Source organism: uncultured Roseovarius sp., from assembly GCF_913054395.1.
Lineage (GTDB): Bacteria > Pseudomonadota > Alphaproteobacteria > Rhodobacterales > Rhodobacteraceae > Roseovarius.
In genome coordinates, this window is the sequence record NZ_CAJXIP010000008.1 from 40,720 (window position 1) to 50,866 (window position 10,147).

The following is a 10,147-nucleotide window of genomic DNA, read 5'->3' on the forward strand; positions in this document are numbered from 1 at the left end:
GACAGGTCGAACAAACCTAGGGTGGGTGAACCCCACGCCCGCTTAGTTCTTTTCCTGATCGACCAGCTTGCCGGCAGAGATCCACGGCATCATGCCGCGCAGTTTCGCGCCGGTGGCTTCGATCTGATGCTCGTCGTTGATGCGACGGGTCGCTTTGAACGACGGCTGGCCGACAGCGTTTTCAAGCATGAAGTCACGCACGAATTTGCCGTTCTGGATGTCGGTCAGAACCGCTTTCATCTTCGCCTTGGTCTCGTCATAAGGCAGGATGCGCGGACCGCTGACATACTCGCCGTATTCGGCTGTGTTCGAGATCGAATAGTTCATGTTGGCGATACCGCCTTCATAGATCAGGTCGACGATCAGCTTCACTTCGTGCAGGCACTCGAAATAGGCCATTTCCGGTGCATAACCGGCCTCGACAAGCGTTTCGAATCCGGCACGGATCAGCTCGACCAGACCGCCGCAGAGGACGACCTGCTCGCCGAACAGGTCGGTTTCGCATTCTTCGCGGAAATTGGTCTCGATGATGCCCGAACGGCCGCCGCCGACGCCGCAGGCGTAGGAGAGCGCGAGCTCGAGCGCATTGCCGGAGGCATTCTGGTGGACGGCGACCAGGCACGGCACGCCGCCGCCCTTCTGGTATTCGCCGCGAACCGTGTGGCCAGGGCCCTTCGGTGCGATCATCACGATGTCGACGGAGGCCTTCGGCTCGATCAGGCCGAAGTGGATGTTGAGGCCGTGGGCGAAGGCGATCGCCACGCCGTCGCGGATGTTCGGAGCGATCTCGGACTTGTAGATGTCGGCCTGCAGTTCGTCCGGCGTCGCCATCATCATCAGGTCGGCCCAGCCGGCCGCTTCGGCAACGGTCATCACCCTGAAGCCGTCGGCTTCGGCCTTCTTGGCCGTCGGCGATCCGGCCTTCAGGGCGATCGCCACGTTCTGCGCTCCGGAATCCTTCAGGTTCAGCGCATGCGCGCGCCCCTGGGAGCCGTAGCCGATGATGGCGACCTTCTTGGACTTGATCAGGTTGAGATCGGCATCGCGATCATAATATACGCGCATCGTTTGGTCCTTCCCTATGCGTTTTTGCTGTTGCTGGTCTTTAACGTCCCGAAGAGAGGCGCAGCGCCTCCCCCGATTCCTGTCGCACGCCGTAGAGCGCGAGAAAGGCGGACACCGCCCTCTCCGCCTGGCGCGCCGTGTCTTTCAGCCCCGGCTCTCCGAGCAGCATGCGGACATGCAGGTCGGAGACGGCAAGGCCGTAAAGCGTGTGATAGGCGGCATCCGCATCGTCGAAGCGCAAGAGGCCCGCGCGCTTTGCCGTGTCCATCAGCGCGACCGCGCGCCGGTCGATCTGCCGACGGCCGTGCTCCACCAGAAGCTTGCCGAGCTTCGACCCGTCGCGGCTCGACTGCCCGATCGCCAGACGGTTGAGCGCCAGAGAGATGTCGCCCGAAAGAACCTCGATCAGGTCCCGCGCGAAAGTCTCCAGATGCTCGCGCAGGTTTTCCGCCGTCAGGCGCTCCTTGCTCCGTTCCAGCGTGCGCACCTTGCTGGCCTGATGCGCGATCATCGCCGCCAGCAGCCCGTCGCGGTCACCGAACCACTTGTAAAGGCTTTCCTTCGAGCAGTTGGCCGCCCGTGCCAGTCCCGACGTCGTCAGCGCCCTGTCGCCGCCTTCCACCAGCAGGCGAAGCGCCTGCTCCAGAACCTCGTTCTGTCGCGGTGTAAACTCCGGCATCTGGCTCGCGTCAGCGATCAAGGCAACCACTCCAACAAAAGTACCGTACGGTACGGTTCTTGATGCTGTTATGCTGAACCCGGTGTCCGCCGTCAAGCGGATTCTTGCGCCACGATCCCGAACGGGAGCAGCGCGATGCGGCGGCATCCGCCGGCTGCGCACCCGAGTTCGCAATCTCGGAGGATCGTGCAAGAACCAAGTTGCATCGAACTACCACCCGGCAACTCTTCCGGTGCATAAGCGTTGTCTCACCGCCCTTCCCAACCATCAAAGAACGGAGCTGTCCCATGGCACTTGCACGAGGCTATGCCGCCACTGACGCGTCGAAACCGCTGGCACCCTTTACCTTCGAACGGCGCGAGCCGAACGCCGACGACGTGGCGATCTCGATCCAGTATTGCGGCGTCTGCCATTCCGACATCCACACCGTCCGCAACGAATGGAAGAACGCCGTCTATCCGATCGTCCCCGGCCACGAGATCGTCGGCGTCGTCACCGCCGTCGGTTCGGACGTCACCAAGTTCAAGGTGGGCGACAAGGTCGGTGTCGGCTGCTTCGTCGATAGCTGCGTCGGCTGCGCCAGCCGCGACCTCGACAACGAGCAGTACATGCCGGGTCTGGTGCAGACCTACAACAGCGTCGAAGCCGACGGGAAGACCGCCACGCAGGGCGGCTATTCCGACCACATCGTCGTCAAGGAAGGCTACGTCCTGTCGATCCCGGACAACCTGCCGCTCGACGCCACCGCGCCGCTGCTCTGCGCCGGCATCACGCTCTATTCGCCGCTTCGCCACTGGAACGCCGGCCCAGGCAAGAAGGTAGCGATCCTCGGCATGGGCGGCCTCGGCCACATGGGCGTCAAGATCGCTCATGCCATGGGCGCCGAGGTCACCGTCCTCAGCCATTCGCTCTCCAAGAAGGAAGATGGCCTGAAGCTCGGCGCCGATCACTACTATGCGACGAGCGATGCTGAAACCTTCACCAAGCTCGCCGGAAGCTTCGACCTGATCATCTGCACCGTCGGCGTTGCCATCGATTGGAACGCCTATCTCGGTCTCCTGAAGGTCGATGGCTCCATGGTCATCGTCGGCGCGCCGGAAGATGCCATTCCCGTCCACGCCTTCTCGCTGATCCCCGGCCGCCGCAGCCTCTCCGGCTCGATGATCGGCTCCATCAAGGAAACCCAGGAAATGCTGGATTTCTGCGGCAAGCACGACATCGTCTCCGAGATCGAGACGATCGGCATCCAGGAGATCAACGAAGCCTACGAACGCGTCCTTAAGAGCGACGTCCGCTACCGCTTCGTCATCGACATGGCCTCGCTGGCCGCCTGATCCGGCACCCCGGTGACACCTTCCAGAGGGCGGCAGCATCTGCCGCCCTCTTTCGATTCAGGCGAGGCCCGCGTCGTCGAAGGAGCGCCTCGCCGCGCGAACCGCATCATGGTTCTCCGCCGCCCACGCCAGCACTTTGGACAGCGGCCCGAACAGCGAGCGTCCTAGCGGCGTCATCCGGTATTCGACGCTCGGCGGCTTGGTCGGAAACACCTCCCGCTCGATATAGCCGTCCCGCTGCAGGTCTCGCAGCGTCTGCGTCAGCATGCGCTGCGAGATGTCCGGCACGAGACGCCTGAGCTCACCGAACCGGTGCGGCTTTTCGGCCAGCGCCTCCAGAAGCAGCGTCGACCATTTTCCGGAAATCCGGTTCATCACATCGCGCACGGGGCAGTTGCCCGCATCCCAGGCGTTGCGATCGCAGTCGGCGGTCGCAGCCTTTACGGCTGAGCGGACGGCTTGGTCCATGGCAGGTGGTTCCCTCAAGGTAACGATCTCCCCGAAAACTGCCTCCTTTACAGCCGAAGATCAATTCCCTTTATAGTGCTGGTCTATTTTTGAGACTGACATCGTCACCGACCCCTGAATGGAGCCCACGCATGACCCGTCTGTTCGTTACCGGCGCCAGCGGCCATCTTGGCCGAGCCACTCTCCGACACCTGCTGGAGACACAGAAGATCGCGCCGTCCGACATTGTCGCCGGCAGCCGGGATCCGTCAAAACTGACAGAATTCTCCGACCTCGGCGTCGAGACCCGCAAGGTCGATTTCGACGACAGGGAGGGTCTGGTAACGGCCTTCACCGGCATCGACCGCCTCCTTATCGTCTCGACGGACGAACTGGCGACGCCCGGAAAACGCCTCAAGCAGCATCGCAACGCAATCGAGGCTGCGGTTGCAGCCGGCGTCGACCACATCGTCTATACCTCCATGCCGAACCCCGACCGCTCGCTGGTCACCTTTGCTCCGGATCATCTCGGCACCGAGCAGGCCATCAAGGCGAGCGGCCTCCCCTACACGATCCTGCGCAACGCCTGGTATGCGGACAACCATCTGATGGCCATGCCGCACAACCTGCAGGCCGGCAGCTGGTACACGGCCATGGGCGACGGACGGGTGTCCAACATCTCCCGCGACGACTGCGCCCGCGCCGCCGCTGCAGCCCTCGCAAAGCCGCCTGTAGGCAATGCCACGCTCACTCTCACCGGTCCAGAGAGTTTTACTGCCTCCGAGATTGCCGCGATTGTATCCGCCGTTGCCGGCAAGCCGCTGCAGGTCGTTCCGGTCTCCGACGAACAATTGGCAGAGGGGATGACGGCCGCCGGTCTGCCCGGCTTCGTGGTCACGATGCTGGTCTCGGCGGACGCCAACATCCATGCCGGCAATTTCGACCTTGTCACCAACGACTTCCAGGCACTGACGGGTGCCACGCCGCAGTCCCTGAAGGCGTTCTTCGAAGACCATCGCGCCGCTTTGGCCTGACCCGGATGCGGGCGCCGCTCGTGGCGCCTGCATCCTCACACGGCATAATCCACCGGCAGCGTCTGGCCGCTCTTCAGCACCTCCATGGAAATGAAGGCCGAGACGTCGAAGAGCTCGATGCGCTTGACGAGGCGTCTATAGACGACGTCGTAGTGCTCGACCCGCGGCAGCACCACCTTCAGGATATAGTCGTAGCTGCCGGTCAGCCGGTGCGCCTCGACGATTTCGCCGATGTCGCTGATCGCCCGCCGGAAATTTTCGATCCAGTCGTCGGAATGATGCGCCGTCTTGATCAGCGCGAAGACCGTCGTCGGCACGCCGATGCGCTCCCGGTCGAGAACGGCGATGCGCCGCTGGATATAGCCCGCCTCTTCCAGTCGCTGGATCCGCCGCGAACAGGCCGAGGCCGAGAGCGACACCTGCTCGGCCACCTCCGCCACCGGAATGGCGGCATCCTTCTGCAGCAGTTCGAGGATTCGGCGATCACGCTCGTCCAGCATCGATTGTCTCCCAGAGTCTGCACACAACGTGCATCATTACAACGATGCGCGCAATCCGGATGCAGCGGAATCCCAAATCACCACTGACATCGCACGCATCCACCGCCCGACGCGCCATATCATCCTGCCGTTCACCAGAGGGAGACCAGAGATGAAGACGATTGGCCTGATCGGCGGCATGAGCTTTGAGAGCACGGCAGTCTACTACCGCATGATCAACGAGATGGTACGTGAACGCATCGGCGGTCTCGCCTCCGCAGACGTTCTCCTGCATTCGGTCAATTTTGCCGAGATCGTCGCCCTCCAGAAGGCCGGTCGCTGGGATCTCGCGGCCGACGCCCTGACGGCCAGCGCTCGCCGCCTGCAGGAGGCCGGCGCCGATTGCGTGCTGATCTGCACCAACACCATGCATCTGGTCGCGCCCGAGGTGGCCGGCGGGATCGACGTGCCGCTGATCCACATCATCGACGAGACCGCCAAGGCGTTGGCCGCCAGGGGCCTGAAGCGCCCGCTCCTGCTCGCCACCCGCTATACGATGGAGCACGGTTTCTATGCCGAGCGCATGCGCGAGGCCGACATCGAGGTGATGGTACCGGAGGCCGATGACCGCGGCGCCATGCACGACATCATCTTCGACGAACTCTGCGCCGGCGTCGTCAAGCCCGGCTCCCGCGAGCGCGCCATTGCCATGATCGAGGCGGCCAAACGCCAGGGCGCCGACAGCATCATCCTCGGCTGCACCGAGATCTGCCTCCTGCTCGATCCGCAAGACCTGCCGCTGCCGGGCATCGATTCCACTGCCGTCCACGCCTGCGCTGCAGTCGAATTCGCGCTGGCAGAGACCGTCGCCAAGCGCGCCGCTGCCTGATACTTGACTCAGTCAATATTTTATTGGATGGAGTCTCCGAAGGGAGGCTCCATCCATGCTCGACGACACGACGGCCGACACCATTCGCGCCTTCAACCGCTTCTACACCAACAAGCTCGGCCTGCTCGACAAGGGTTATCTCGAGACGCCCTACACGCTGACGGAAGGACGCATCCTCTATGAGATGGGTGCCCGGCAGTCGGTCTCGGCCAGCGAACTCAACCGCGATCTCGGGCTCGATCCCGCCTATCTCAGCCGGATCGTGAAGAAGTTTCGCGAAGCGGGCTTCATCGACAGCACGTCCGATCCGTCAGACAAACGCAGCCAGATCCTGCGTGTCACCGCCAAGGGACAGGAGGTCTGCGACATGCTGGGACAGCGCTCCCGCCAGCAGATCGCCGGTGATCTTGCAGGCGTCAACGAGGGCGACCGCGGCAGGCTGATCGAGGCTATGCGTACGATCCGGGCGATCCTCGACTCTTCGTCGCAACCGGCGAGCCCCGCCCCCGTGATCCTGCGCCCCTACCGGATCGGCGACATGGGCTGGCTCATCGAAAGCCAGGCGACGGCCTATGCCCGCGAATACGGGCTGAACGAGAAGTTCGAGGCCTTGATTGCACAGGTCGCGGGCAAGTTCATCGCCGACTTCAACCCGCAGCGCGAACGAAGCTGGATCGCCGAACAGGGCGGCAAGCGGGTGGGCTCCGTGCTGGTCGCCGACGGCGGCGGAGACACCGCAAAGCTGCGCCTGCTCTATCTCGACCCGCAGGTGCGCGGGCTTGGCCTCGGCCGCACGCTGGTGGAGGAATGCATCCGCTTCGCGATCTCGGCCGGCTACGCCAGGCTGTCACTCTGGACGAACGACATGCTGACGGCGGCCATCCGCATCTATGAGACCGCCGGCTTCAAGCTTGTCTCCGAGGAGAGACACGCCATGTTCGGGCCGGAATGCGTCGGCCAGACCTGGGAGCTCGACCTCGCCGAAGCGAAGCTTTCGACCACCTAGACCGTCGCCTAGACTGTCTGGCCGCAGGCGCGACGGAAGCGCCGCACGGTTTCCGCCATGCCGAACTCCAGCGCGTCCGCCGTCAGCCCGTGACCGATCGAGACTTCCGCAAGATCCGGAATCCGCTTGACCAGAAGCGGCAGGTTGGCGACCGTCAGATCATGTCCGGCATTGACGCCCATCCCTTCGGCGCGCGCCGCGTCGGCGGTCTGTCCGAGCTTCTCCACGATCTCCGCTGCCCGTTCCGGGGCGTCGTAGCAGCCGCCATAAGGGCCGGTGTAAAGTTCAAGGCGATCGGCACCCGTCGCCTTTGCAAGCCGGACAGCCTCCACATCGCCATCGCCATCGGCAAACAGCGAGACGCGCATGCCGCCCGCCTTCAGCCGCGCCACGATCGGCTTCAGCATCTCGCCCTGGGCTCTGAAATCGAAGCCATGGTCGGAGGTCGCCTGGCTCGGATCGTCCGGCACCAGCGTCACCTGCTCGGGCTGCGTCCGTTCGCAGAGCGCCAAGAAATCCTCGCTCGGATAGCCCTCCATGTTGAACTCGGCCTGCGGAAACTCGTCGTCGATCAGCGCCCGGATGACCGGCAGGTCGGAAAAGCGGATGTGCCGCTGGTCCGGCCGCGGATGCACGGTCAGGCCGCTGGCGCCCGCCTGCAGCGCGATGCGACCGAGATGCTCGAGGCTCGGCCACGGCAGGTCGCGGCGATTGCGCAGCATGGCGATGGCGTTGATGTTGACCGAAAGCGTCGTGGGCATGGCGAAATCCACTTCAGAAGATGCGCTTCCTGCTTATGCCAAGCCGCCGCCGATGACCAATGGCTTTCGCAGATCCGGCCATTGAAACTTTTGATGGGCCGCTCGCAGAAAGCCCTATCGGACGATGGTGATCGTCTCCGCCGCGCGGGTGATGGCGGTATAGAGCCAGCGCTCGCGAGTATCGCGAAATGCCCAGCTCTCGTCGAACAGCACGACATTGTTCCACTGCGAACCCTGCGCCTTGTGGACGGTCAGCGCATAGCCGTAGTCGAACTCGTCGTAGCGCTTGCGCGTCGACCACGGGATCTCCCCCTCGACGTTCTCGAAGGACGCCTTGAGCAGCTTGATCTTGGCGGCGCCGCGATCCATGTCGTCGTCTTCGGGCCGGATCATCAGGTTGATGCCCGGCTTCACCGTCTCCTTGGACGAACTCATCACCTGCCACAGCGAACCGTTCAGCAGACCCTTCACCTGGTCGTTGCGCAGGCACACCAGCTTGTCGCCGGACTGCGGATATTCGGTCGCAAACCCTTTGAGCTCGCGGAGCCGCTGGTTGTAGCGCTTGCGGGTCTTGTTGGTGCCGACCAGCACCTGGTCGGCCTCCAGCACCAGCTCCTGGCTGACGTCGCCGCGGGAGATCACCTGGGCGGTGCCATAGTCGCCGTGCATGATCTCCTTGCCTTCGCGCACGTTCATCGCGAGCTGGATGATCGGATTGTCGCGCGCCTGGCGATGGATGTCGGTCAGCAGGTAGTCGGGCTCCTGCTCGGTGAAGAAGCCGCCGCCGGACACGGGCGGCAACTGCCCTGGATCGCCGAGCACGAGGATCGGCGTCCCGAAGCTCATCAGGTCGCGACCGAGCTGCTCGTCCACCATCGAGCATTCGTCGATGACGATCAGCGGCGCCTTGGCGAGCGGGCTCTGCCGGTTGATGGAGAACATCGGCGAGACCGAAGTCTTGCCGGTCTCCTCGTCGGAGACCTCTTCCTCGCCGCGCGGCCGGTAGATCAGCGAATGAATGGTGCGGGCGTTCTTGGCACCGCGCGAGCGCAGCACCTGCGCCGCCTTGCCGGTGAAGGCGGCAAACAGCACCTCGCCGTCGACGTTCTCGGCAAAATGCTTGGCCAGCGTCGTCTTGCCGGTACCGGCATAGCCGAACAGCCGAAAGACCGGGCTGCGGCCTTCCTTCAGCCAGCGCGAAACGGCTTTGAGAGCCTCGTCCTGTTGCGGTGCAAATTGCATGGCTGCGACATGGCAGGATTCTGGAGCTCACCGCAACCGAAAAGAACGAAAGAGGATCAAAAGGGCCGGCAAACCGTGGTCAGCGCTCCGGATCGTTCGCCAGCTCGATCGGCTGCCCGTGCGGCGTCGCCTCCGCCGCCCGCTGCCAACTCCGCTGCAGCCCGAGGATCTGGTCGGCATCGGCGATGCCCTTGGCGGCAAGCAGCGCCGAAAGCGCCTCCACCCAGCAGTCGAAATAATCGCTGCCGTCCTCGGCACGGCCCGGCCTGTGCACTTCGGCAGACAATGCCGCGGCCCATTCCGTCCAGGAGAAGACGCCCCGCGCATGCAGATGCACCGTCATCGCAAAGGCTTCCGCCGCCCAGGGCTCCGGAAACACCGGATCTCCCTCCGAGGACATCGGCAATCCCGGCGACCGGGCCAGGGGAGATGGGTCGACCGGCGATCCGGTCTCACAGGCGCTCAAGATAGCTCTCCCAGGCATCGATCGAGACGGTCAGCGTCGGGTCGGCACCCTCGCCCCAGATCTCGGTCCCGTCGAAGACGAGAGTATAGAGCCATTGCGGGTTCTCGCCGCGGCCATGGGCATTGTCGTCGGCAAAGACGAAGGAGCCCTGCACCGCCTCTATCACGCCCGCCTTGGCCCGCGCATAGCGCGGCAGCCGCGTGTGCGTCTCCGGATTGAAGTTCTTCGTCCGCACGCGGTCGCCGACGGCAAAGCGCGGCGCCGTCTCGACGGGCCGATCGCAGGGCCCGCCGCGTGCCAGCACGCCCGCCACCATGTCTGCGGTCAGCACCCGCTTCGGCGTCGCCGGCGCCCGCAGCATCCGCCCCGCCTCGATCTCGTCCTGGCCCGCGAAACCGTGCCGCTCCAGCAGCACCTCCAGCGCCCGGATCCAGATCTCGTAGTAGCTCGCCGACAGATAGTTCGCCGGTGGGATGGTTTCCCGCGCATGCCGGCTCTCGTCGATGGTCCAGGCGCCGAAGGCACCGCAGGACAGCGTCAACCCAAGCGCCCGCTTTTCCCATTCTGCGTGGAAATAAGGTTCATGCGGCTCCGGCGCCACTGGCCCGAAACCCATCTGGCCGCCGAGATCATGCGGGCCGTTCATCGCCCGGCCTCCGGCGCCAAGGCGAGCCCCGTGCCGATCATCGAATCGCGCGTCACGAGGTCCGCCAGTTCGGTCTCGCTCATCCCCTCCGTCCCGGAG

At 64.2% G+C, this 10,147-nt stretch carries 12 protein-coding genes and 1 pseudogene; 4 read left to right on the forward strand and 9 right to left on the reverse strand.

Features of this window, described 5'->3' with window-relative positions:
- Nucleotides 1-42 precede the first annotated feature (42 nt).
- Both ilvC and QZ522_RS02160 read right to left on the reverse strand, forming a co-directional pair.
- Entirely contained in the window at nt 43-1,065 is a 1,023-nt protein-coding gene (gene ilvC / locus QZ522_RS02155) for a ketol-acid reductoisomerase (protein ID WP_294606962.1), read from the reverse strand.
- Nucleotides 1,066-1,105: 40 nt separating this feature from the next.
- Nucleotides 1,106-1,765: a TetR/AcrR family transcriptional regulator C-terminal domain-containing protein gene (locus QZ522_RS02160; protein WP_294606964.1), complete on the reverse strand. Its 660-nt coding sequence runs from the start codon at nt 1,763-1,765 to the stop codon at nt 1,106-1,108.
- A 266-nt stretch (nt 1,766-2,031) separates the two neighbouring features.
- Between QZ522_RS02160 and QZ522_RS02165 the strand changes: the two genes are divergently transcribed.
- Nucleotides 2,032-3,078, forward strand: coding sequence for an NAD(P)-dependent alcohol dehydrogenase (locus QZ522_RS02165; protein ID WP_037163025.1), 1,047 nt, complete (start codon nt 2,032-2,034; stop codon nt 3,076-3,078).
- Nucleotides 3,079-3,135: 57 nt separating this feature from the next.
- Here the strand turns inward: QZ522_RS02165 and QZ522_RS02170 are convergent, their stop codons facing one another.
- Nucleotides 3,136-3,546, reverse strand: coding sequence for a helix-turn-helix domain-containing protein (locus QZ522_RS02170; protein WP_037163021.1), 411 nt, complete (start codon nt 3,544-3,546; stop codon nt 3,136-3,138).
- Nucleotides 3,547-3,677: 131 nt separating this feature from the next.
- On the opposite strand from QZ522_RS02170, the gene QZ522_RS02175 reads away from it, so the two are divergent.
- A complete protein-coding gene (locus QZ522_RS02175) occupies nt 3,678-4,559 on the forward strand; it encodes an SDR family oxidoreductase (protein ID WP_294606969.1) in 882 nt (293 codons plus the stop codon).
- A gap of 35 nt (nt 4,560-4,594) precedes the next feature.
- Here QZ522_RS02175 and QZ522_RS02180 read toward each other — a convergent pair whose 3' ends face one another.
- Nucleotides 4,595-5,059 carry an Lrp/AsnC family transcriptional regulator gene (locus tag QZ522_RS02180; protein ID WP_037163014.1) on the reverse strand — a complete coding sequence of 155 codons (465 nt, stop codon included), beginning with the start codon at nt 5,057-5,059 and terminating at the stop codon, nt 4,595-4,597.
- 151 nt (nt 5,060-5,210) lie between these two features.
- Here QZ522_RS02180 and QZ522_RS02185 point away from each other — a divergent pair, with 151 nt between their 5' ends.
- Both QZ522_RS02185 and QZ522_RS02190 read left to right on the forward strand, forming a co-directional pair.
- Complete coding sequence (locus QZ522_RS02185; RefSeq protein WP_037163011.1) at nt 5,211-5,927, forward strand: aspartate/glutamate racemase family protein; 717 nt, start codon at nt 5,211-5,213, stop codon at nt 5,925-5,927.
- Between the two features lie 55 nt (nt 5,928-5,982).
- Complete coding sequence (locus tag QZ522_RS02190) at nt 5,983-6,933, forward strand: helix-turn-helix domain-containing GNAT family N-acetyltransferase (protein WP_037163008.1); 951 nt, start codon at nt 5,983-5,985, stop codon at nt 6,931-6,933.
- An 8-nt stretch (nt 6,934-6,941) separates the two neighbouring features.
- On the opposite strand, the gene QZ522_RS02195 is transcribed toward QZ522_RS02190, so the two are convergent.
- The 5 genes and pseudogenes from QZ522_RS02195 to QZ522_RS02215 all read right to left on the reverse strand — a co-directional run.
- Nucleotides 6,942-7,694, reverse strand: a complete 753-nt coding sequence (locus QZ522_RS02195) for a pyridoxine 5'-phosphate synthase (protein ID WP_037163458.1) — start codon at nt 7,692-7,694, stop codon at nt 6,942-6,944.
- Between the two features lie 114 nt (nt 7,695-7,808).
- A complete protein-coding gene (locus tag QZ522_RS02200) occupies nt 7,809-8,936 on the reverse strand; it encodes an ATP-dependent RecD-like DNA helicase (protein WP_029618898.1) in 1,128 nt (375 codons plus the stop codon).
- Nucleotides 8,937-9,015: 79 nt separating this feature from the next.
- A complete protein-coding gene (locus QZ522_RS02205) occupies nt 9,016-9,336 on the reverse strand; it encodes a nitrile hydratase accessory protein (protein ID WP_245280194.1) in 321 nt (106 codons plus the stop codon).
- 52 nt (nt 9,337-9,388) lie between these two features.
- Complete coding sequence (nthB, locus tag QZ522_RS02210) at nt 9,389-10,048, reverse strand: nitrile hydratase subunit beta (protein ID WP_037163002.1); 660 nt, start codon at nt 10,046-10,048, stop codon at nt 9,389-9,391.
- A pseudogene (locus QZ522_RS02215) lies at nt 10,045-10,147 on the reverse strand (nitrile hydratase subunit alpha); the annotation flags it as partial. The pseudogene QZ522_RS02215 and the gene nthB, both read right to left, overlap by 4 nt.

Excerpts from the sequence above, each read along its gene's own strand:
- ilvC (WP_294606962.1), bottom strand. The coding sequence starts at position 1,065 with ATGCGCGTATATTATGATCGCGATGCCGATCTCAACCTGATCAAGTCC.
- QZ522_RS02165 (WP_037163025.1), top strand. The coding sequence starts at position 2,032 with ATGGCACTTGCACGAGGCTATGCCGCCACTGACGCGTCGAAACCGCTG.
- QZ522_RS02170 (WP_037163021.1), bottom strand. The coding sequence starts at position 3,546 with ATGGACCAAGCCGTCCGCTCAGCCGTAAAGGCTGCGACCGCCGACTGC.
- QZ522_RS02175 (WP_294606969.1), top strand. The coding sequence starts at position 3,678 with ATGACCCGTCTGTTCGTTACCGGCGCCAGCGGCCATCTTGGCCGAGCC.
- QZ522_RS02180 (WP_037163014.1), bottom strand. The coding sequence starts at position 5,059 with ATGCTGGACGAGCGTGATCGCCGAATCCTCGAACTGCTGCAGAAGGAT.
- QZ522_RS02185 (WP_037163011.1), top strand. The coding sequence starts at position 5,211 with ATGAAGACGATTGGCCTGATCGGCGGCATGAGCTTTGAGAGCACGGCA.
- QZ522_RS02190 (WP_037163008.1), top strand. The coding sequence starts at position 5,983 with ATGCTCGACGACACGACGGCCGACACCATTCGCGCCTTCAACCGCTTC.
- QZ522_RS02195 (WP_037163458.1), bottom strand. The coding sequence starts at position 7,694 with ATGCCCACGACGCTTTCGGTCAACATCAACGCCATCGCCATGCTGCGC.
- QZ522_RS02200 (WP_029618898.1), bottom strand. The coding sequence starts at position 8,936 with ATGCAATTTGCACCGCAACAGGACGAGGCTCTCAAAGCCGTTTCGCGC.
- QZ522_RS02205 (WP_245280194.1), bottom strand. The coding sequence starts at position 9,336 with ATGTCCTCGGAGGGAGATCCGGTGTTTCCGGAGCCCTGGGCGGCGGAA.
- nthB (WP_037163002.1), bottom strand. The coding sequence starts at position 10,048 with ATGAACGGCCCGCATGATCTCGGCGGCCAGATGGGTTTCGGGCCAGTG.